We start from the raw sequence: 22,291 nt of genomic DNA on the forward strand, positions 1-22,291 counted from the left end.
TGAGTGCCAGCGGCGCCCCCTACCTGTACGCTCCATCCGCGGCCCCCGAGCAGCCCAGGCCCGCGCTTTCGAGCAAGCTTTTTCGATTCCGCCGCCTGCTACTCATATCGTCCTGGAGCTGTCCCTTCGACTTCCTTTTAACAGCATTGTGGGAGCCGTCTTCCGCTACCTGGTAGGGGTGTTGATGTACCGTGCCGCCTCGTCGACGACGCATACAGGCTGCTCAACCCCGACAGGCGGTGGTAAGAAACCGCAACAACTAGGACGAGAGCGCAGGCAATCCGCAGGTCCGGGGGTGCCGCAGGCGCTTCCTAGCGCCGCGAGGTCCCGACCATGATGCGGTGTCCTCGGTACCTACGCTAAGACCTCTACAGTGCAGGGAATACTTTGAATGGTGGCCAGGTGTCCTGGGTAGATGTTCGAGGTATAACGCTACCATGGAACTACGGCACCTGAATTACTTCGTAGCGGTCGCGGAGGAGCTAAGCTTCAGTCGCGCGGCTCAACGGCTTCACATAGCGCAGCCACCTCTAAGCGCTCAGATCAAACGGTTGGAGGATGATCTCGGGGTCCGGCTTTTCGATAGGACCAACCGCGGCGTCCGGATGACCGAGGCCGGGGAGCTTTTGCTGGAGGAAGCGCGCCGTATACTGGTTCAGGTGGATCAGACCATTAATGTGGTTCAACGCGTGGGGCACGGCGAGGTCGGCAGGCTGACTCTTGGCTTTGTGCCGTCGGCCTCAAACGAGGTGCTCCCGCCCATCTTGAGCGAGTTCACAAAGCGCTTCCCGAAGGTCGAGCTCTACCTGCGCGAGATGCGCCCCGACCGCATAGTGCAACGCTTGCACATGAAGCAGATCGACGCGGGCTTTCTGTATCTGCCGCTGGAGGACCCGGTACTCAACGTCGAGCCCGTTTCGCGCGAGCCCCTGGTACTCGCCCTGCCGGAAATGCATCCTCTGGCCTCGCATCCGTCTGTAGTGTTACGAGACCTCGCGCAAGAGCCTTTTATACTGCCGGCTCGTTACCACATGTCCGGTTTGTACGGTCGCGTCGCCGACGCCTGCCGGGAGGCGGGCTTCGTCCCCAAAGCGATTCAGAAGGAGGTGTGGGCCATGCCGACGATCGTCGGTCTCGTTGCAGGTGGTATAGGCGTGGCGCTGGTACCCGCCTCCATACAGAACTTCTCCAGAAAGGGCGTCGTCTACAAGCCCGTATCCGATCTCTCGTCCGCGGTGGAGTTGGGGGTGGTGTGGCGTCAGGACGATTCCGGGGTCGTTCTCGACTCGCTTCTCCGGGTGATCGGGGAGCTTACGGCGGCCCCGCTTCCGCGCACCACCGAGAAACGGTAGGAGTCGCGGACCCCGAATAGAAGTCCCGTTTGAGAGCGATGCTTCAAAGCTTTTAGCCGTGGGACGCACGACTACGTCAGCGCGATAACAACCGCTCCGCAGAACACCAAGCACCCTGCTAGAAGGACCAGCCGGGAGACGTTCTCGATCCGCCCCATAAACAGCGTCGCGAGGACGATCGTCAGGAGCGTTTCGGAGGCGGCGATGACCGAGACGTGGGCGACCGGTGAGTAGGTGATGGCGATGAAGAAGCCGAGCTGGCCGACGGTCGTGGCCACGCCGGCGAGCCAGAAGTACGGGTGGAGACCGGTGAAGCTCTCTCTGAACACCGTCCCCGTACGCCCTTGGGCGGTTATAGCGACGAGATACAGTATGAGGGCGGTCCACGACGCGATCGTTGCGCCCAAGAAGGCATCGGGCATGTACGCGAGACCGACCTTTCGGACCCCCTGACCTAACCCGAAAAAGACCGCGGATGCGACGGCAATCAGCGTGCCTATTATGACGACCGTCGGGGCGCCCGACGGCTCCTGAGATTCGGCAGAGGGCGCCTCGGCGCCGCGCCCATCCCCTACGCCTTTCGCTATTTCCTTGCCGTTCGCCGGCTTCCGAAAAGCTTCGTAAACCAGCAAAAAGAGGCCCAAGCATGCCAACCCGACGCCACCCGCCGCCACCGGGGAGAGGTGTTCGGAGAGGAAGAGCACGGCGACGCCCACGGTGAACATGGGCGCCGTGTTCTTTATGGCGGCCGCCCGGGAGGAACCGACGAGACCGATGCTGGTGAAGAGCGTGCTACGGCCAAGGAAGGAGGTCAGGAGGCCGGAGCCTGCGAACCACAGGAAACCGGCCATGTTCCACGCGAGCGAGCGGCCGGCGAGTCCGAAGATCGCAACGATAAAGCTGAGGATGACGACGTTGCATATGGTGGTTATGAGCATGCCGTTGTCGGCGCCGGAACCTCCACCCTTTCGTATAAGGACGTTCGTGCACGAGAACCCTACCGCGCACAGGAACGCGAATACGGCGCCCATCTTGCCCTCCTGCGCTCGCTGTGCACCCGGTTAGCGCGTCCTGGCTTTCGCGCGGGCGTCCTCGTTACTTCCTCCCCCGCAGGGCGGTGAAGAGGCCGGGTAGGAGGGTGTCGTCCGGGACCACGACCAGCATGTCGACGGCCTCGCGGAGGGCCTGGACTCCTACTTCTGTCCGGGCCGTACCGGCCGGGCTTTCGTGATCGGGCTGGTTGGCTATCACCCCGGCTATTAGGGCCCCCGACTCCTTCGCGATCTGCCCGACCAGCGGCGCTGCTCCGACCTCCGGCTCGTCCCCCTCGCCGGCGATCAGCACTATCATGTCGGCCCCCTCGAGAGCCTCGCGGATCTCCTCCTCGCTTCCTTCGACCTGATGCGGCGCAGACGCGAGGCTGCCGTTCGTCTCCGACAGCAGCGCCACCCCCTCGTCGATCTCTATGCTCGCGTCCGCTTCGTACTCCGCGAGAGACCGGACGCCGTTCGCTTGGATCAAGACGAGGTCCACGCCCTCCAGCTCCGAGCCTACCAAGCGGTTCACCGCCTCGGCGCCGCCACTCCCGAGCCCCACCACCTTGATCGTAGCCGCGTAACGCGGTCTTTTTATGTCCATCTGCCATCCTTTCATCTTCTCTGGGGGTCTGTTCCGCTCGCCGTTATGGGGCTACCACCACGTGTACGGCCCCCGAACCGCTCTCGCCACCCATGGTCCTTAGCGCCTCATCTACCTCGCTCAACCCGAACCTGTGGGTGCACATCTCGCCCAAGGGGTACCTGCCGGAGGCGATGGTCCGCAGCGCCAGCTCCACGGACTCGTAACTGTGCCCTCGCACCCCCTTCAGCGTGAGGCACTTCGAGATCAGCACGTCGCTGGGAAACCGGGGCAAGGGCTCCCCTTTGAAGCCCCCGAGGAGCACGGTCCCCCTCTTTCTAGCTATTTCGATGGCGGACGTAACGGTCGACGGGCCGCCGGAGGCGGCGTCGATCACCAGATCCGCCATCCTTCCTTCCGTAATCTCGGCGACGCGCTCTGCGAGGTCGTCCCGCTCGACGTCCACCGCGTGGTCCGCGCCGAGCCGCTTCGCAAGCTCCAGCCTCTCTGCGTCGGCGGACAGGCCGCTTATTACGACGCGCTCGGCGCCGGCCTCCCGTGCGGCGATAACACAGGCGAGCCCGAGCTGGCCGGGCCCCTGGATAACCACCGTGCTGCCTACAACGGTCCGCCCGCCCTCCAGGCACACCCACTCGAAGCCGTTGCTCAACGGCAGCGCCAGGGCCGCCTCGGGAGCGGGAACGTGATCCGAAACCTTGTGCAACATGGCGTTGGGGTGCAGGTATTGGTACTGTCCGAATCCGCCCCAGAGAGAGGGTGCTACGCTAACGGGTGTCGCCCCGTAGCGAATACCGCCGAGCCACGGGTCAGTGGAGTCGCACAACCGGGCCTCGCCCCCGCGGCAGCGCTCGCAGCTGCCGCAGGGTACGTACTCCTCGAGCACAACCCTGTCCCCCTCTTCGACCCCCCAGCGCTGCGCCGCAGCCTCGCCCACGCTTTCGACGCGTCCTACCGTGTGGTGGCCCAGGATCTCCGGTTCCCGCAGATCGGATTTGTATCGGGACCAGTCGGTGCCGCACACGCCAACCGCCTCCACCCGCAGCAGGCCGGCCTCCGGCGCTACGCGGGGCACCTCGATCTCCCGCAGGTCCGTACGTTTTTTGCCCGACGCTACCGCTACCAGCGCTCTCTCGCCCAAGCGCTCCTCCAATCCGTTTACAGGTCAAGGTGAAAAGACCGCGCAGGAAGGCGGCGCGGTCGCCCTAGCCCTGCTGGTCGCTCTTCCAGGGGATGATGAACCTCTCCAGCTCGTTCAGGAGCAGGGAGAAGAGGAACCCCAACACGGCGATCACGACGAGCCCGACATACATGGTCTCCACGGCGAAGGTCTGCCAGGCGTTCCAGATCATGAACCCCAAACCGCTTTTCGCCCCGACCATCTCGGCGATGGCGATCAGGATGAGCCCCATGCCGACACCGAGCTTTACGCCCGTCATGATGAGGGGCATGGCACCCGGCAAGGCGACCGTACGGAAGACCTGCCAGCGGCTCGCCCCGTAGTTCTTGCCGACGTCGTGGTAGATCTTGTCGATTTCGAGCACGCCGGCCACCGTGTTGATGACCACGGGGAAGAATACCCCGATCGCCACCATGACGATCTTCGAGGCCTCGCCCAAACCGAAGATGAGCAGTATCAGCGGAAGGATGGCGCTCTTGGGGATGGGGTACGTCGCGGATATAAGCGGGTCGACGGCCGCGCGCACGGGTCTCGAGAGGCCCATCACCACCCCCAGGGCCAACGCGGGAATCCCCCCGAGGAGGAACCCGAAGAACAGGCGCTGCAAGCTGACCCACGTGTTGAAGACCAACTCCCCCGTCTGCAGCAGCGAGACGAAGGTCGACGCTATGCTCGTGGGCGCCGGGAAGAAGCGGGCGTCTAGCAGACCGACCCGAACGGTGACCTCCCAAAGGATCAGCAGTACGATCGGGGACATGACGGCTATGATGCGGTCCTTCGACCGCCTGCTCAGCCCCCACTTCTCGACCTTCGCGGCGGTGGGGGCCGCTTCCTTGCTGCTCGTTTTGGCCCTTGTCTCCACCTTCTACTCCTCCACCCTCTGGGCCCGCTGGACTTCTTCTCGCAGCGAGTCCCATATCTGGTACACGAGTTCCCCGTACTCGGGCCTGGCCCGGAGCTCCAGGACATGGCGCGGACGCTCGAACGGAACGTCGATGAGCACCTTCGCCCTGCCGGGCTGCGCGGTCATGACCATGATCTGATCCCCCATCGTGACAGCCTCGTCGACGCTGTGGGTGATGAAGAGGACGGTCTTCTTGGTCTCGTCCCAGATCCGGAGAAGCTCCTGTTGCAGGAGCGTCTTGTTCTGCTCGTCGAGGGCCGAGAACGGCTCGTCCATCAGGAGTATCTCGGGGTCGTTGGCGAACGCCCGGGCGATGGAGACCCGCTGGCGCATCCCTCCCGAGAGCTGGTGGGGGTACGACCCGGCGAACTTCGAGAGGCCGGTCCTGTCCAGGTAGTGTCCGACCGTCTCCTTTATGTCCGCTTTGGGCACGCCGCGCATCCTGAGCCCGTATGCGGCATTGTCCCAGACCGTCATCCAGGGGAAGATCGAATCGCCCTGAAAGATCATGGAGTTAACCGGCCTGCCGGTGTCGCCCCGGGTGATCTCGATCGAGCCGGAAGTGCGGGTCTCGAGGCCCGCGAGCATGCGCAGCAGCGTCGTCTTGCCGCAGCCGCTCGGTCCCACGATCATGAAGAACCTGCCGGCCGGAATGTCGAGGGAAACGTCGTCGACCGCGACGAAGGTCCCCCCCTTACTGGTGAACTGCTTCGTCAATCCTTTAACGCGTATCTTCGAGCCCGAAGCGGAGTCGAGATCCTGGTTTTGCATCGCGCGAGAACCGCGCACCCGCGCCTCACGCGACCGCGTGGCGTTGCCGTCCTGCTGCGGTGTCGTGTCGTTGCTCATTAGCGCTCCCTGCCCTTAGCCTTCTTCGGGCTTCTCGTAGGGTCCGAGCTCCTCCGAAGCCGCCTCGACGAACGATGTGTCGACCACCCCATCGATGGTTACCGCGTCGGACTCCAAAAGCCCCTCATCCTTGAAGAACTGAAGGTCCTTCTCCAGGCTGTCGAGGTTCAACTCCCCGTTCGGGTCCACCCCGTTGGGGGTCATTTCCTGGTAGAGACCCGCGTCCTTGACCGGGGTGAACTCGGTAAGTATGGAGATGACCTCCTCCGCGTTGGGCCCCGCCAGCTTGCCGTTGTTGAGCGCGTCGTTGTAGTCGCGGACCGCTCGGAGGTACCCCACCATGAACTTCCGGGCCACCTCGGCGTCGTCTTGCGCGAACTGGCCGCTGTAGAGGACCACCGCGAGTTGCTGGTCCGGGTAGATCTCGTCCGTACCCGCGAACCGGGTTGCGGCCCCGGTCTGGATGGCCCTCGTGGCCGACGGCTCGGTCGTCAAGCTGGCGTCGATCGACCCGTTCTCGAGGGCGGCGACGTGGTCGGGGAACCCGATGTACTCGTGCTCGACGTCGTCGTAGCTCAACCCGGCCTTCTTGAGCGCCTCGTTCAGCGTGGAGGAGGTGGCCGTGCCCTGGGCGGGCTCGGCGACCTTCATGCCCTCCAGGTCCTCGTACCCGTCGAAGCTGCTGGCCGAGCCGCTCGTCACCAGGAGCGGCATGTAACCGTACCCGGCCGGGGTCGACCCCTTGTCCGCGACCATCTTGAAGTCCACCCCGCGGGCGACCGCGTTGTATAAGCCAGCCGAAGGAGCACCGGCCGCGACGTCCAGGTCGCCGTTGCCCAAGGGCGCGATCATCTTGGCGGCCGAATCAAAGCTGTTGAACTCTACCTTTATGCCTTGCTCTTCGAAGTAGCCTTTCTTGTCGCCGATGAAGAATGGCGCGTCGCTGCTGCTGTTGGTGGTCCCTACGCGGACCGTGGCGGTCCCGCCACTCTGTCCGCCGCCTCCTCCGCTGAGGATGCAACCGCTCGCGGCGAACAGGGCGGCGAGAAGCGTGGCGACGAGCGCCACGGTCCTGCTGATCCCCCCGGCTTTGCTTGCCGCTTGAATGCGCGTTTCTTGCACGTGAACTCCCCTTTCCCCGAGAGAGTCGCGTTAACTTTACACCGAAACGAACGTGGTGCCCGGTTCGGCCACCATCGCCTCCTCCGCCCCTTCCTTGAAGGGTACGCCCTTGGGCAGGAGCACCGAAGTAGAACGGACCCTGTGGGTTGAGGGGTCGAGCGCGGGGGGATCCAGGCTTTCCTGCTGGAGCTTCCTGGCCGCACTCAGCAAGCGGCGACGCGCCATTATGATCCCGGCGTCGCTGGTACCCAGGCGCTCCTTGGTCCGGTCACAGATCTCTCCCATGCTCTCTTGGAGGGAGGCGTCCTGCATCGAGATTCCCTTGACTCCGCTGAACGTCTTCTGGTTCCTCTGCGCCTCGCGATCGATAAGATAATCGTTGTCCTTGTTGGCCACCGGACGGTACGTTCCGGGGATGTATTCGACGTGTATTCCTTCTCCGGCTTGCATGCTGGCGAGCTCCTCGTCCGACAGAGGACGCGCCGGATGGTAGTTGATGCTCCAAGCCCAGCAGTTCTCGTCGTCGATGGGAACCCAGGCGTGGCCGCCGAGGGGATTGTGCGTCCCAAACGGAGGGATGATGGTGTACCAGGGCATCAGCCACTGCGTGATCCGCCAGTAAAAATTCTCCTCGTCGGCGTTCCTTCTAGCCCCTATCAGGAGGCCACCGTCAGACTGCGCGACCTCGAACTTCGGCCTCGTGTCCTGCTTGAGGTACTCCAACCCCGGAGTGTCCCGATGCATCGGGTCGTCGTCCATGTTAAACCGGTGAGCGAAGGACACGTGGCTCGAATCGATCCCGCCCTCCATAGCCTGCATGTAGTTGCACTCCTGGAGGCGCTTGGACACGAACCGCTGATCGTCGGGCAGGAGAGCCCACTCCAACTCGGGCAACTCCGGTTTGTGCTCGGGAGGCCCCATATACGTCCAGACGATGCCGCCGCGCTCCTCGCACGGGTACGCCTTGAGCCGTATCTTGTTCTTGAAGTTGCTCTCTTCGGGCTCGGAGGGCATATCCACGCACCTGCCGTCCACGTCGTACTTCCACCCGTGATAAGCGCACCTCAACCCGCACTCTTCGTTTCTCGCGAAGAAAAGAGACGCCGTTCGATGCGCGCAAAACTCATCCAACAAACCGACCCGACCATCGGTGTCGCGAAACGCGATCAAATTCTCGCCCAGGAGCTTGACCCTTACCTGAGTACCGTCCCGCTCGGGAAGCTCCTCGGACAGCAGCGCCGGGATCCAGTACCTCCTAAACAACTCACCCATCGGAGTACCTGCGTCCGTTCGTACAAGCAGCTCGTTGTCTTCACGGCTCAACATAGCTTACTCCCCTTCCGCAGGATTACGCGGCGTCGCGATCCCGCCTCGCCTTCTCCAGTCCCTCACAGGCCATCTTGGTTGCTTCGCTGATATAAAGCAAATACCAAAATAGTGCTTTGATATACCTCGGCCATATACCAAAGAGGAAAACGGCGGAGGCAGGTAGGAGTCGCAGGCGAGTTGACAGCGCCCGCACGAGGCGCGCCTCGTGCGGGCGCGTCACAGGGTATAAGTGGTAGGGTCAGGAGATAGTCGGAAAGCATCCGGCCAACTCGGTGACGCTAGATGATATCTGTGAGGAGTATGGCAAGGACGTGATAAAACCGCTCGCGGAGCCGAGCGCTACCTTCTTCCACTGCGGGTCCAACGATGGTCGGTTGGCCACAGGTATCCGCGTTCGGTGGTAAGGCCATCCTATATCTACCGTTCACGCCGAAATAGGCGTCGCCTAACGCTTCTTATGCGACGTTTTTTCGGGATGCGAGAAGCGGTCGAGCGACGGGATTCGGGGAGGTTCCACTCGGAAGGCTGGGAGGCTGCGAACGGCCCGTCCGCTGCCCCAGACATTGGACGCCAGCAAAAGCAACCTACCCGGCATTTAGGATAGCGTTATTCTGGTCGCTTCTGAAGTCCCTTTGGCTTCGAGGAGAGTCGCTATCCGACTCCTCGAACCCCATCAGGTCCTCGGGAGCGGGCTCCGTGAGGAAGCCTCCGGTGGGCACGTTGAGGGCGAGAAGGTGGTCGGGGCCCACGCGGACGCCGACCTTGGCCCCGTAGGAGACGCGGTTGCGGTAGCCCGACGACATGACCGAATCCGCGATCTCCTCAACGACGAACTTCACCGAGGGCAAGAAGTAGTCGTCCAGCTCGTGCATGGAATGCTTGTACTCCTCTAAGAAGCCGGCGAAGTCCCCGGTCTTCTCGACGCCGACGAGGCGGAATATGTAGCCTCAGTGGAGGTATAGAGGCTACCCGACCGTGAGAGCCCGGTATCGTTAGCGTAAAAACATGGGCGAGTTGCATTTGATCACCTCGTTCTGGCTGTGGTCTCTACAACCCCGTTGAACAATAACGCTCGGAAGGAGAACGTAATAATAAAGTAGGAACTATGAGGTCTCGATGCGTCATCACCGCGACCCGGAGAAGGACCCTCCCAAGCCCAGGTGAGCCCTATGCCCCCCGTCCCCGTAGCCTAACACGGAAACGTTCAGCATCTTGTCGATGCGGTGGCGCTACTCGGGCAGCAGGGCGTCTAACTGTTCGGGGATGATTTTTTGCGTCGTGCTAACCTAAACCTTCCCGCCCCTCGCCGAAGCATTTGACCTCGGGACAAAACACTTAGTCGGCCTCGTAGATGATGGTGTAGGAAGAGGAGCAGATAGCCGCCGTACCCTGGGACAGCCCGTATCTCGCGCCGTCTGCTTGCGCCTGGCCGGCTTCTCCGCGCAGCTGACGAGCGGCTTCCAGAATGTATTGACCGTGACCGCAAGCGTAAGAAAGCTGCCCCCCGTGGGTATTGACGGGTATTTTGCCTCCCAGTTCAGCAGCACCGCCTTGCACGAACGCACCCCCTTGCCCCTTCTCGCAGAAACCCAACTCCTCCAGCGCGATGAGCACCGTTATCGGAAAGGAGTCATACAACTCTGCTACGTGTACTTCCTCGGGCGTGAGCTCCGCCATGCGAAAAGCGTGCTTCGCTGAGTGCTGGATGGGCCAGGAAGAGAAGCTTTGCAACGGGGCCAGGTTGTAACCCTGCTGGGCGCTACCGAAACCTCGTATCCAGACGGGCGGTTTGTTCAGCCTACCGGCTCTCCTCTTCGAGGTCATAACGAACGCGGTGCCCCAATCCGAGACCATGCAACATTCGAGTAGATGAAAAGGCGCGGCCACCATGGGCGATTCCAGCACCTCTCTTACCGTTAGTGGGTCTCTGTAAGCAGCGCGAGGATTCAAGCTGGCGTGCTTGCGCTCCACAACCGCGACCTGGGCCAGTTGTTCTTCGGTGGTACCGTAGTCGTGCATGTGACGCTGGGCTATAAGCGCGTAGCGGCCCGGCACCGAGGCGCCATACGGTGTCTCGAACTCTTCCATGTCGTCCGCCGCTTGTGAGGTCGCCATGCCTTTGTCGCCGGCGAAACGAGTAGCACGCCCGTCGGCATCCACGATCAGGATGGTCTCGTAAACGCCGCTGGCTATGAGGCCCGCTGCCTGGATAGCCATCGCGTGCGGCGTGGCCCCACCGGCGGCGAAGGCGACTGCTGCCTGCGGCCGCATGTCCATGTATTCGAGGAAGACGTTGGCGGGCATGTGGTGGTGCTCCGACATGGGTTGTTCCAGGAAGACCGCATCGATCTCGTCTCTTTGCAGTCCCGCGTCCGCCAGGGCCAGGTGCGCCGCCTCGCTAGCCAACTCGAACGTGGTCTTACCGGAGCGCCGCCCTCCCTCCGCTTCTCCGGTGCCCACGATGGCTACCTCCCGGTGCATACGCCCACCGTCCTTCATATTCTCGGAGCCGGTCGGAAGTAGGGGACAGCTCGCTTCTCGTCCAGCTCCTCGAAGACGGCTTCGACGTCCATGCCCACCCGGATGCGTGCGAGCTCGCAATCCACGAGGTGTGACATCGTTTTCACCCCTTCTTCCAGCTCGATCACCGCCAGTACGTAAGGGGTCTTCTCTTTGAAGGTCGGCGAGGACGCGCGGTAGAGGACGCTGTACGAGTACAGCGTCCCCCTGCCCGAGCATGGGGTCCAGGAGAGCTCGCTGCTAGCGCAATACGGGCACTGCCGCTTGACGTAGTGGATCCAACGCCCGCAGCCCCCGCAGCGTAGGAGAGACAGCGTGTGCTCACCGGCGCTCTGCCAGTACGGGCGGCTCTGCTCCGTCGGCTCGGGAACTACCGATCTCAGCTCGGCCATTCCTTCCTCCTTTTCGTCGACTTCATCGTGCGATTCCCGCCGGGGAGTTTTTCCGCACGGTACGTCCTCAGTGGATGTGTCCATGGTGGCGGGCCCGTCCGAGGGTCGTCACGAGGGTATCTTTGACGTAGAGCGGTTCGTACCTACCGTAACCCTGTTTCAGTTTGCCTTGGATCACCACGAAGCGGTGCCTACCGAGCTGAGCGAACTCCACCCCCTCCTGTACTATCACCGCCGTTACGCCGACCTCCCCAGCGGGGGGCTGTATAACCTGTTCGGCCCATCCCCCAAGCAGCCGTTCTTGCGGATCGATCATTACGACGTTGAAGAGGCACTCTCTCTCCGGTTCCAGATCGTAGAAGTCGATGGACAGCATGAGGTTCGCCTTGCCCGGGCACCTGGTCAAGGAGATACCGTCCTCGCCCATCTCGTAGACTCCCGTACCCGGGTTCAGGTCGAACTTGTTGGAGATCGACATCTTCTCCACGAACATACATCTCCTTTCTGGCGCTGGGGGGAGCCCCCTCGTGTCCCGGAGCAGCTAGACCGTGGCACTATCACGCAGCGATTCGATCTGCTCCCGCGAGTACCCCATCCCCGCGAGGATCTCGTCCGTGTGCTCTCCGAGGAAGGGAGGTGGCGCAACGTCGTCTTCCCGCACCCCGTCGTAGAGGATCGGGCGCTTGACGCCCCTCAACCGCCCCTCGGTCGGGTGATCCTGCTCGTAGATGCTGCCCATGTGCCTCACCTGCGGGTCCTCCAGGACGTCGTCGATCTTATAGACGGGGGTGAAGGGCACGTCGTGCTCTTCGAGACGCCGCAGCCAGTACTCGCGGGGCCTCGCGCCGAAGGTTCGCGCCAGCTCGTCTTGTAGATCCCGGTAGTTCTCGAGACGCCTGTGCCTGGAGTCGAAGCGGGGATCTTCGTCCAGGTCTTCTCGCCCGGCCGCACTGATCAGGGCCCGCCAGAACTTCTCCGGGGAGGAGATGTGTACGGCGAAGGAGAGGCCGTCTTCGCACGCGAACGCGTAGGCCTGAGAGACCGCCGGCCGCGTGTAGGGTCCGGGCACGCGCCCCGTTGCGAAGTAGCTGTTGAAGGGCTCCGTTAGAAACGACAGGGCGGACTCCAGCATGGTGGCCTCGACCCTGCGCCCCACGCCCGCACGCTCCCGCTCGACGAGCGCACCCAGGATCCCGTAGCAGGCGTAGAGCCCAGTCAGGCCATCCGAGAAGGCCGGTCCGACCATCCTCATCCCCGGGTCCTCGGGGTCCATCAACAAGCTGAGCAGACCGCTCAACCCCTGCCCGACCGTGTCGTAGCTCGGACGGTGGCGGTAGGGTCCGTCTTCGCCGAAACCCGTGACGGAGCAGTACACCAACCTCTCGTTGATGGAACGCAGCCGCGATTCGCCGATCCCCAGCTTCTCGGTCACGCCCGGACGGAAGTTCTCGATGAACACGTCCGCTCTGCGGATCAGCTTCTCGAAGACCTCCCGGCCCTCCTCCCCGGCGAGGTCCAGGGTCAGGCTTTTCTTGTTGCGGTTGTAGGCCTGAAAGTGGGGGCTGTACAGCCCGCCCTCGAAGCTGCGGAAGGGATCTCCGGTCCCCGGCCTCTCGATCTTAATCACCTCGGCCCCGAGGTCGGCGAGCAGCATTCCCGCGTAAGGGCCCGTTATGAAAGTGCCCATCTCAAGGACGAGAGTGTCTTCGAGCACCCGCACCTCGGTCATCCTCCTTTGTGAGCGAGAGTAATCTTCATGTGAGAGCCCGCGCGCCTCAAGAAGAGCGGGTTATCACGAAGTTGCCTAGCTCGTCCACTTGCAGGGCCCATCCTCGCGCCACCGGATAGTTGGTGTCGGTCCCCTCGACTACGGCCGGTCCCTGGATGGTGTGGCCGTAGCGGAGCTTCTCCCGGTCGTATATGGGGCTGTCGGTGGGTTTCTCCTTCTCCCAGTAGACCTCGCGGACGCCCTTCGTCGCCTGATCTATGCCCACGTCCGCCTTCTCGACGGCGACCGGCTCCCAGTGAACCACCTTGCACTCGGCGGCCAGGGACAGCGTCTCCAGCGTGGCGCCCTTCGCCTCCTTGGAGAACAAGCTATTGATCAGCGCCTCCCTCACGTCCCTAGACCCACCCGATGTTCTCTGGCTTTGTAGCACCTGTTTCTCCCCGTTTGAGCTCAACACGGCCTCCAGGCTGATCTGCATGTCCTCGACGTCGAACCCCTCCCCCACCATGTCTTTGACGGCCTGCTCCCGATAGCGCATGACGTCCCGCTCGACCTCGTCGAGCTCCTCGAACGGCTGCCCGAAGGTCTTGCTGTACGCGTGGAGCACGTCCGTCGTACTTCCGCCAAAGGCGCTGAAGACGGAGCCGTAAGGGAAGGCGACGATGCGGCGTATCCCCACCTTCTCCGCGATGGAGCAGGCGTGCAGCGGCCCGGCGCCGCCTATGGAGAATAGCGTGAACTCCTCGGGGTTGTGGCCCCTACGCCGCAGCCTCTTGTCCAGCTGCGCGGCCATCTCCGCGTTGCTGTACTCCCGGATCTCGTAGGCGGCCTCCTCGACAGTCAGGTCCAACCGCTTGGCGAGGCGGCGTTGCACCGCGCGCCGGGCTTTCTCGGCGTCCAGCTTCATCTTTCCGCCGAGAAAGTAGTCGGGGTCCACGTACCCCAGGATCACGTTGGCATCCGTGACCGTCGGCTCTACCCCGCCCTTGTTGTACGAGACCGGTCCAGGCGCGGAGCCGGCGCTCTCGGGTCCCACGCGCAGCTCCCCGTCCTTCTCCCGGGCGATGCTCCCCCCGCCCGCGCCGATCGACTCCACGGAGATCATGGGCATCGCCAGAGGGATTCCTTCTATCCGGGGCTCGGGGTCGAGCTCGTACTCGTGGTCCGAGACCACCGCCATGTCCAGGCTCGTCCCCCCATGTCGGCGGTAACCACGCGGTCCAGGCCCAGGATGCTCGCCATCTTCGCCGCCCCCCGGGCGGCGACCGCCGGCCCCGAGCTCAGCGTGTGCAGGGCCACTGTCTTAGCCACCCGCGCGTTCCCCCCGCTAGCGTGGACGATCAGAAGAGGCCTCTCGTACCCCGCTTCGCGCAGCCGATCCTCGGCGCGGTACAAGGCCCGGGCCATCTCGGAGTGTATGTAGGAGTTTATGGCCACCGAGTTGGTCCGCAGGTCGTCGCTCGATACATGGCTCACCTCCGTCCCCAACTGCATCGGCACCGAACGCAGGTAGTGGACCGGGTAGCGCTCGCGGACGTACTCGCGCGCCCGCCTCTCGTTGTGGGGGTTTCTCCACGCGTTGCGCAGGCTCACCGCTATCATCCGGGCGCCTGCGCCGACGAGCCGCCTGATCCCCTCCAACACCTCTTGCTTGTCTACCTCCCGGACGAGCCGGCCGTCCCCGTCGACCTCCTCGTCGACCCCGACCACCATGTCCTCGGCGACGTACTCGCCGAGTATGGGCGCCCTCCCGGAACCGTAGAGGGTCTCCTCGTTCCCCCTGGTCACTAACAAGCCGACCTTCGGGCCGTTGTGCTGGACGAGCATGTTGGTCCCCACGGTGGTCGACAGGCGCGCCACTGAGGTCCTGCGCAGCAGTTGTCTCGGGCCCATCCCGAAGGCCCGGCTCCCCTCCTCGACGCAGTTCACGAAGCACTCGGTGATGTCGTGGGGCGTGGTGAGCACCTTTACGGTACGCGCCTCCTGGCCGTCCGTGAAGAAACCGTCGGTAAAGGTCCCGCCTATGTCTATATCAATGGTGTACATCGAACCTGAGACTTCCTTTCCGCGGGCATCAGCTCTTCAGCGAACGTCCCAGCTCTATGAGGTTCTCGGGAATCGCCTCCGCCGGCAGCTCCCACTCGGAGACGTAGATTCTGGCCCCTCCGCCCCTTCCTCGCTGCTCCCGGACCCAGTCCTCCACCGGGGCCTCTTCCCTCACGCACAGGGCGGTGGGGACGCTGCGGACGGCCGTCTGCTCCGGGGGGTCGCCATCGTCCGGCGCGGCCACGTACCGGAAGCCAGCCTGCAGCGCCTCCTCCTTCGCCCGAGGCGTCAGGGGGCCGCGGCTCAGCAGCATCACCGGAACGCCGTAGTAGTTTGCGATGTTGAAGACGGGGGCTAGGAGCCGGGCCGAGGCGGAAACGTCCGTTCCGGCTTCCTCGGCCAGGAGCAGGCCGCCAACGCCCGCTTCGCAGTACGCTCTCGCGAGCTGCAGGGAGATCTGGAAGGTGTCCTCCAGCGTGTCCCGGTCCTCCTTCGGGGCCTCTCCGGAGGAGGCGGCTTGCAGCAGCCGATTCCCCTCCCCCTCGCCAAACAGGTGGTTCAGGAGCGTGCGGAGGCCGGTGAGATAGCCGAGAACGGCGGATTTGTCAAGCGTCTCCTCGCAGAGGCGTCTGGCCACTTCCAGAGCGGCTGGTATCGCTCCCCGCTGCATCACGGAGCCAGCATCCGGGATGGAATCCGGGATGGCGAGACGCTGCGTCACCCTCCCCATCTCGTCCCGCTCGACCACGGCTCCCGCGGCCTCCGACTCCAGGTGCGTGTCGAACCAGTTGACGACCCCGTCCGCCCCGAAGAGGTTCGAGCCGTTGCGCAGCGCGAAGGTGGCGTAGACGGTGTCTTCTACCATCTCCTCCCAGTCCGTCTGCTCTAGCCTCGCCGAGAGGCGGAAGCTGAGCGGCACGAAAAGGTCGCGGCGCTCGCGGCCCAGCAGTTGATCCAAGGTCACAGACATCAGCGGTACTGCCCCCAGAAGGGCTTGTCGTACTCTTCCAACCGCGGCTCCGGCCAATGGCCGTAGTACTTGAGGATCTCCTCTTTGGGCTTCTGCTTGCTCCAGTATTTCGTGAACTCGTCGAACGTCTTCCCCGCCCGGAGGCGTTCCGCGCGCATCTCGCCGCGCCTCTTCTCCGTCCCCTCGGCGTCCGTCTCCCTGGTCTCCGGGTCCAAAACCAGCCCGTAGACCTTGTCGGCCACCTCCTGTGTGATGAGGCCGCTCTGCAGGTCGAGCAGCACCTCCTCGGGGTCCCGCTCGAGGACGTCCCCGTAGCCGCCGCCGCCGCCGAGGCTCCAGACGAAGATGTCTCCCTCGTCGAACTTCTGCGTCTCTCCCGACGAGGAGCTGATGAGGTACTCGCCCTCGAGCGGTCGCTCCGTCAGCAGCTCGTATTGGTTGGCGAATTTCAGGTCGTCGCCCTCCGCCATCAGCTGCATCACGTTCGTGTTGCGGATGACGAAGCGCGGGTTGGGGGGTCCCCAATAGCCTCCGAAAACCCCGGGGTTGTGGCTAAGCTTATCCGCGCTGCCCCGGGAGGTCATCATGCACCCCCTGTCGCCGAAGGCCGTGGAGATCTCCACCAGGGGGGCGCCGCCCCGGGTCTTCCCGTAGCCGTGGTTGTTCTTCTCCACCACGCGACCCAGCACGAGTTGGGGCAGGCGCGAGTCTATGTCCTCCACCTCGCCGGAGTCGGTGAAGGGCCCCCAGTAGAAGCCCAGGGCGCTCTCCCCGTCCAAGTCGTAACGGGCGCCCTGTCCGGCCGCGTTGGCCGTGCCCGTGAAGTTGGCTGTCTGGTATCCCCTGCGGTTCTCCCCCGCGAAGATGTAGAGCAGGAGATTTCGGGAGTGCGGGGAGGAGACGGCCTCGCGGTACGGGCTGTCGAACAGTATTTTGGAGCCGACCACGTGCAGGTTCTGCGCCACGCACGCGGATATCGAGGTGCCTTCCCCGTGCGCGACTTCGGCGGACGAGTTGGCGATGGACGGCCCCTCGACGAGCACGCGCAACGGCTCGAGAAGACCCGCGTTCGGCGGAAGCCCCCGAAAGAAGTAAGAGAAGAGGTACACTCCGAGGGAGGCCCTAACCAGGTGCCACGTGGAGTGCATCGAGCCCGCGAAGTTCTCCGGCGAGACCGACTGCACGAGGACGGTCATCTCGTCGCCCTCCTTGAAGACCGTGGTGGGGATGCGTGTCAGACCTGGCTCCCTGCCCACGTCGTCGTTGAACAGCACCGCCCGGTAGACGCCGTCGTTGAGCTCTCTGAGCCTGTCTCGCGCCATCTGCTCGGTCGAGGTGAGTATCTTGCGCAGCCCTCCAACGGTCGTCGCTACGCCGCGTCTCTCCACCTCCCTGAGGAACCTTTGGCGGATGCGGATGCACGTCGCCACCCTCGCCTTCAGGTCCGAGCCGAACACGAATGGGTTGCGCACTGAGCCGCACATGAACTCGAAGATGTCGCGGCGGATCTCGTCGTTCTCGCCGATGCGCATCTGGCAGATGTGCAGCCCCTCCTCGTAGCGCGAGGTCGCCTTCGGCGAGAACCCCCCGGGGCTCACCGAGCCCGAGTCGCCTTGGTGCCCCCCCACCTCGGCCCAGGCGATAAGCTCCCCCTCGTAGAAGATCGGCATGGCGACGAACATGTCGAACGTGTGGACGCCGCCGCCCAGTTCGTCGTTGAAGAAGTAGATGTCCCCGTCCTTCAACCCGACCGTATGGTCGTTCCGGTAGTACTTATTGATGTACTTCACCTGGGTGTAGTTCAGCAAGGAATGGAAGTAGATCCCCGTCGCCACCACCGCCGGGTCTCCAGAGGCCGTGAAGATGGAGCAGTTCATGTCCCCGGTGATAATGCCCTCGGAGATGGAGAGGCTCATGTAGACGTCTCGCGCCTCCTCGACGATGGACGTCAGCTTGTGGCGCATCAGCTCCAAGTCGACGTCCGACAAGCGGTCTATGCCCTCTCGCTCCAACTCGGTGAGCGGTGCGGGGCCCTCCTTCAGCAAGGAGGGGTCCCACGCGGGGCCTTTCCCGAAGGCGTTCCCGTCGTACACGAGGCCCTCGAAGAGCCGCGCCTTCTCGTCGAACAATCTTCCCACGCGCGAACCTCCTGCGGTCAAATCTTCTCGATCCATCCAACCTGGTACTCGTCCGTCCGAAAACGCCAGTGCCGCGGGACCACGGTCACCGTGTCCTCCGACTCGCACAGAATGGGACCGGCCAGCTCGGCTCCGGCTCCCATCTTCTCGCGCTGGTAGACGGGCGTCTCCACGTAACCCGCGTCCGGTCCCCAGTAGACTTGGCGCCGTCCCTTGAGGGCGCCGGAGGCGTCGCCGTCCACGGAGTGGGAGCCGAGCCGGAACTTGGGCAGGGGGCCAGTGGCGCTCAGGCGCAGCTGCACGACCTCTATGCCGGCCTCGGGGTAGACGGCGCCCTTGCCGAAGTTGGCTCCGTAGGCTTCGTTGAACATGTCGCAAAGCTGTTTCACGTCCTCGGCGGTCTCCAGGAACGTCTTCGGAGCGATGATCGGGATGCTGTGTCGCTGCTGGCCGTACGACATGTGAACTTCCAACTGGAGCCGGACCGTGTCCAGGTCGAAGCCCTCCTCCAGCATGTCCTCGCGCCCCGCCTCCAGGAGCCCGCGGACCTCCTCGTTGAAGTGGGGGATGCTGTCGGTGAGATACTCCCGCTCGTCCCAAGCGAAGAGGCCTATCTGCGCGGTCTTCTCGTAGCTCTGGAGGATGTCCATGCTCAGCGTGCTGAAAGCGCCGAAGACGCTGCCGAACGGGAAGGTGGCGACCTGCTTCACGTCGGCGAAGTCCGAGAACCCGGTGGCGTGGACCGCCCCCGCACCGCCCAGGGCGAAGACGGCGAACTCGCGCGGGTCCTGGCCCGAGATCAGGGCGCAGATGCGGTACATCTCCTGGCCCATGAAACCGTCCACGATCTTCTTGATGTTCCAGGCGGCCTCCTCTATGGAGAGTCCCAGCGGTCGCGCCACCTTCTCCTCGATCGCCCTGCGCGAGCGCTCTTCGTCGAGGCGGATCCTGCCCCCCAGAAAGTAGCCCGGGTCTATGTAGCCAAGGACCACGTCGGCGTCGGTTACGGTGGGGCTCTCTCCGCCCCTCGCGTAACAGGCCGGACCGGGGTTGGACCCCGCGCTCTCCGGCCCCACCTTGAGCACCCCGTTCTCTACGTGGGCGATGGACCCGCCGCCGGCGCCGATGGACCAGTGGGCCACGAAGGGAATCTGGACCCGGTAGCGGTCGATAATCGGGTCGTACTCGTGGACCCGGTCGCGCCCCTCCACCACCAGGCCGACGTCGAAGCTGGTCCCGCCCATGTCCGCGATCAGCACGTTGTGGCGCTCGACCTGCTTGCCCAGGTGATCGGCCCCGACCACGGTGGCCGACGGGCTGCTCCCGTACAGGTGGAGCGCCTGGGAGCGGGAGAGCGAGGACACCCCGCCGGTGTTCTTGGCGACGAAGAAGGGCTTATGATACCCGAGGTCTCGCAGATCCTCCGTCAAGCGGAGCAGGTGTTCCTCCGTGATCTCGCGCAGGTAAGCATCCAGGATGACGGTCATGGAACGCCGGTACTCTCCGCTCTGCGGGGAGATCTCGCTGGACAGGTAGACCGGCATGTGCCCCAGGTACGATTCCGGGTACTGCCGGCGGATCACGTCCCGAACGCGCTGCTCGTGTACCGGGTTGACGAACGAGTTCAGCGTTACGACGACGAACCCGCGGACCCCCTGGTCCACGAGGTACTGGACCTTCTCGAGTATGTCGTCGTCGCGGATCGGCGCGACGACTCGGCCCAGGTTGTCGATCCGCTCCTGCACCCCGACGATCCGCTCCCCCGGTATGATCGGGACCGGTCTCTGCGCCCGCCCGCGGTCGTACTTGGTCTCGGGCGACAGGCCGTCCGCCCAGTTGCGCGAGCGCCCGACGTACACCGTGTCCTCAAAGCCCTTGGTGGTGATGAGACCGAGCTTGGAGCCCTTGCGCTCGATGAGCGCGTTCGTTCCGACGGTCGTCGAATACACGATGGAGTCCGCCGAGCGTAGCGCGTCCTCCAGCGTGGAGCCAAATCTCTCCACCGCGCTGCGTGCGGCATTCATGAAGCCGACCTTCAAGTCATAATGGGTGGTATCCGACTTGCCCCTGTAGACCTCGTCATCCCTCTGCATGAACACGTCGGTGAAGGTTCCCCCGACGTCTACGCCTATCCTCAGGCTCACGAAAGGTCCTCTCTCAGGTGCTTGTTCTTCAGCTGTTGCAGGTCCACCTCGATGTCCCAGGTGAGAGGATGCCCGGGCGGCAGGTATTCGTTCTCCAGCATGGTCCCGCACCCGGGGCAGTAGAACTCGACGATCCTCACCCACTCGGGATCGAAAGCGAAGTTGTAACCCTTATTTGGCCCTATCGGGAAGTGTACGTCGTGGGGGTCTCGATCCCGGATGAGGCACCCCTTTTTGTACGGCTCCTGCGCCGAGCCTAGATCTGCTCCGCACCGGTTGCACTTCCACCGTTCTTCGGAGAGGTCCAACCCGAGGTATTCGGTGATGGTCACACGCATTTCGACTCCTCCTACCCTGATTTGGTCCGGTCAAGTAGCCGTGGAGCTTCCCCTGCTTTCTTCGTGGACGGTCTGATGCCCCCGAGCCTGTTCCTCCCTGATGTCCTCCCGGGCGGTCTCGCTGACCAGGAAGAGGGAGACGAAGCTGATCGCGCACATCGCCGCCACGTACACGGAGATCGCGAGGGAAGCGCCCGTGGCCGCGAAGAGAGCGGCGGCGACGACCGGCGCCAATCCGCTGCCAAGGACGGAACCAAGCTGGTAGCCCACGGAAGCGCCGCTGTAACGAACCCGCGTGCCGAACATCTCGGACAACAGGGCCCCCTGGGGACCGTACAGCGGGGCTAGGAAAAACAGGCCCAACGCCACCGCGATCCAGGTCATCGCGATGGAGCCCGTATCTATGAGCCAGAACACAGGGAAGGCCCACACGCCCGAGAGCGCCGCCCCCATCATGCACACCTTTCGCCGTCCTACGCGATCCGAGAGCGCGGAGAAAGCCAGGAGCGCCGCGGCCATGACGGCGCCCGCGAGGATGACGCCGAGCAGCATCGCGCTCCGGGAGATGCCCGTGACCGTCGTCGCGTAGGAGACGACGTAGGCCGCGTATATGTAGAACACCACGCCTGTGGCGAGGATGGTTCCCCCGGCCAGCACCACCTGCTTGGGGTAGGTGACCAACACCTCCACGAGCGGCATTCGGGCTTCGGCGCTGGCCTCCTTGACCCGCTGGAACGCTACCGTCTCCTCCAGACGGGACTGCATGTAGAACGCGATCCCGATGAGGACGACGCTCAACAGGAACGGCACCCGCCAGCCCCAGGCCGCGAACTGCTCCGGGGAGATCAGGGCGAAGAGCACCAGGAAGACCCCGTTCGCGATGATGAGGCTGGCCCCGATGCCCGCCATGGCGAAGCTACCGTAGAAGCCTCGCCGGTTCGGAGGGGCGCTCTCGGTCGCTATGAGGACCGCGCCGCTCCACTGTCCCCCCAGAGCGAGGCCCTGCAAGAAGCGCAGCGCCACCAGTATCACCGGCGCCGCCACCCCTATGGTCGCGTACGTGGGCAACAGGCCTATGAGTGTCGTGGCGCCCCCCATTAACACGAGCGCGATGACCAGCGCCCTCTTGCGGCCTATCTTGTCGCCTATGTGTCCGAAGACGGCCCCGCCCACGAGGCGCGCCACGAAACCGACGGTGAACGTGCTGAACGCTGCTATCGTCCCGACGATGGGATCGGACTCGGGGAAGAACAGCGTGGGAAAGACCAGGGCCGCCGCCAACCCGTACACGAGGAAGTCGTAGTACTCGATGGTGGTCCCGGCCATGCTCAACAGGGAGATTTGAAGTATGGACTTCTCCTGCCTCGGCGCCTCTATGTTGGTTGCGCTCATCGTCCCCTACCCCTCCAGAATCTCTAGCATTGCTTGCTCCCCCGATCCCCGCCGCGCATCGGCACGACGAACACGAGCCGGATCCTCGCCCTCCCTACACTCGGGCCGCGTCGACCCCGAAGAGGACGCCACAAAACGGCAAGACGCGGCGACGCAGCGCGACGCCCGGCGTTGCGACCTTGATCCTTTCGCCTCCGCAGCTCTCGCCGCCAAGGCCGTCCGCGTACGCTCGCAGCCACCGCTGAAAGCCC

At 63.9% G+C, this 22,291-nt stretch carries 19 protein-coding genes and 1 pseudogene; 1 reads left to right on the forward strand and 19 read right to left on the reverse strand.

Translation table 11 applies throughout. The features are described from left to right. The first annotated feature begins 437 nt into the window (after positions 1-437). Positions 438-1,352: a LysR family transcriptional regulator gene (locus tag GBA65_RS17480; RefSeq protein ID WP_166397648.1), complete on the forward strand. Its 915-nt coding sequence runs from the start codon at positions 438-440 to the stop codon at positions 1,350-1,352. 71 nt (positions 1,353-1,423) lie between these two features. Here GBA65_RS17480 and GBA65_RS17485 read toward each other — a convergent pair whose 3' ends face one another. From GBA65_RS17485 to GBA65_RS17575, 19 genes and pseudogenes are all read right to left on the reverse strand, one after another. Beyond that, the gene (locus GBA65_RS17485) at positions 1,424-2,383 is read right to left on the reverse strand and encodes an EamA family transporter (RefSeq protein WP_166397649.1); all 960 of its coding nucleotides are present in this window, start codon (positions 2,381-2,383) and stop codon (positions 1,424-1,426) included. Positions 2,384-2,447: 64 nt separating this feature from the next. Continuing rightward, on the reverse strand, positions 2,448-2,990 hold the full coding sequence (locus GBA65_RS17490) for a hypothetical protein (protein WP_166397650.1): 543 nt from the start codon (positions 2,988-2,990) through the stop codon (positions 2,448-2,450). A gap of 43 nt (positions 2,991-3,033) precedes the next feature. Then, positions 3,034-4,128 carry a zinc-dependent alcohol dehydrogenase gene (locus GBA65_RS17495; RefSeq protein ID WP_166397651.1) on the reverse strand — a complete coding sequence of 365 codons (1,095 nt, stop codon included), beginning with the start codon at positions 4,126-4,128 and terminating at the stop codon, positions 3,034-3,036. A 64-nt stretch (positions 4,129-4,192) separates the two neighbouring features. Then, positions 4,193-4,924, reverse strand: coding sequence for an ABC transporter permease (locus GBA65_RS17500; protein ID WP_166398582.1), 732 nt, complete (start codon positions 4,922-4,924; stop codon positions 4,193-4,195). Positions 4,925-5,032: 108 nt separating this feature from the next. Further along, positions 5,033-5,842 carry an ABC transporter ATP-binding protein gene (locus GBA65_RS17505; protein ID WP_166398583.1) on the reverse strand — a complete coding sequence of 270 codons (810 nt, stop codon included), beginning with the start codon at positions 5,840-5,842 and terminating at the stop codon, positions 5,033-5,035. 93 nt (positions 5,843-5,935) lie between these two features. Next, positions 5,936-6,988, reverse strand: coding sequence for an ABC transporter substrate-binding protein (locus GBA65_RS17510; protein WP_207955878.1), 1,053 nt, complete (start codon positions 6,986-6,988; stop codon positions 5,936-5,938). A 90-nt stretch (positions 6,989-7,078) separates the two neighbouring features. Then, positions 7,079-8,368: a Rieske 2Fe-2S domain-containing protein gene (locus tag GBA65_RS17515; RefSeq protein ID WP_166397652.1), complete on the reverse strand. Its 1,290-nt coding sequence runs from the start codon at positions 8,366-8,368 to the stop codon at positions 7,079-7,081. Between the two features lie 587 nt (positions 8,369-8,955). Continuing rightward, the gene (locus GBA65_RS17520) at positions 8,956-9,243 is read right to left on the reverse strand and encodes a hypothetical protein (RefSeq protein ID WP_166397653.1); all 288 of its coding nucleotides are present in this window, start codon (positions 9,241-9,243) and stop codon (positions 8,956-8,958) included. 463 nt (positions 9,244-9,706) lie between these two features. After that, positions 9,707-10,831, reverse strand: coding sequence for a thiolase family protein (locus GBA65_RS17525; protein ID WP_166397654.1), 1,125 nt, complete (start codon positions 10,829-10,831; stop codon positions 9,707-9,709). Between the two features lie 35 nt (positions 10,832-10,866). Further along, positions 10,867-11,283 carry a Zn-ribbon domain-containing OB-fold protein gene (locus GBA65_RS17530; protein ID WP_166397655.1) on the reverse strand — a complete coding sequence of 139 codons (417 nt, stop codon included), beginning with the start codon at positions 11,281-11,283 and terminating at the stop codon, positions 10,867-10,869. Between the two features lie 67 nt (positions 11,284-11,350). Continuing rightward, on the reverse strand, positions 11,351-11,776 hold the full coding sequence (locus GBA65_RS17535; protein ID WP_166397656.1) for a hypothetical protein: 426 nt from the start codon (positions 11,774-11,776) through the stop codon (positions 11,351-11,353). A 48-nt stretch (positions 11,777-11,824) separates the two neighbouring features. After that, entirely contained in the window at positions 11,825-13,012 is a 1,188-nt protein-coding gene (locus GBA65_RS17540; RefSeq protein WP_166397657.1) for a CaiB/BaiF CoA transferase family protein, read from the reverse strand. A 46-nt stretch (positions 13,013-13,058) separates the two neighbouring features. Continuing rightward, positions 13,059-13,550 carry a hydantoinase/oxoprolinase family protein gene (locus tag GBA65_RS26745; RefSeq protein WP_407691111.1) on the reverse strand — a complete coding sequence of 164 codons (492 nt, stop codon included), beginning with the start codon at positions 13,548-13,550 and terminating at the stop codon, positions 13,059-13,061. A gap of 120 nt (positions 13,551-13,670) precedes the next feature. Continuing rightward, positions 13,671-15,058, reverse strand: a pseudogene (locus GBA65_RS25475) (hydantoinase/oxoprolinase family protein); the annotation flags it as partial. A 28-nt stretch (positions 15,059-15,086) separates the two neighbouring features. Continuing rightward, positions 15,087-16,022: a uroporphyrinogen decarboxylase/cobalamine-independent methonine synthase family protein gene (locus GBA65_RS17555; protein ID WP_166397660.1), complete on the reverse strand. Its 936-nt coding sequence runs from the start codon at positions 16,020-16,022 to the stop codon at positions 15,087-15,089. Between the two features lie 5 nt (positions 16,023-16,027). After that, complete coding sequence (locus GBA65_RS17560; protein WP_166397661.1) at positions 16,028-18,166, reverse strand: hydantoinase B/oxoprolinase family protein; 2,139 nt, start codon at positions 18,164-18,166, stop codon at positions 16,028-16,030. Between the two features lie 17 nt (positions 18,167-18,183). Further along, the gene (locus GBA65_RS17565; protein WP_166397662.1) at positions 18,184-20,310 is read right to left on the reverse strand and encodes a hydantoinase/oxoprolinase family protein; all 2,127 of its coding nucleotides are present in this window, start codon (positions 20,308-20,310) and stop codon (positions 18,184-18,186) included. Then, positions 20,307-20,648 (reverse strand): acetone carboxylase subunit gamma, encoded by a 342-nt coding sequence (locus GBA65_RS17570; protein ID WP_166397663.1) that lies wholly within the window; start codon positions 20,646-20,648, stop codon positions 20,307-20,309. The genes GBA65_RS17565 and GBA65_RS17570 overlap by 4 nt, the downstream gene beginning before the upstream one ends. Positions 20,649-20,678: 30 nt before the next feature. Continuing rightward, complete coding sequence (locus GBA65_RS17575; RefSeq protein ID WP_166397664.1) at positions 20,679-22,040, reverse strand: MFS transporter; 1,362 nt, start codon at positions 22,038-22,040, stop codon at positions 20,679-20,681. Between the last annotated feature and the right edge of the window lie 251 nt (positions 22,041-22,291).

The organism is Rubrobacter marinus, assembly GCF_011492965.1.
GTDB lineage: Bacteria > Actinomycetota > Rubrobacteria > Rubrobacterales > Rubrobacteraceae > Rubrobacter_F > Rubrobacter_F marinus.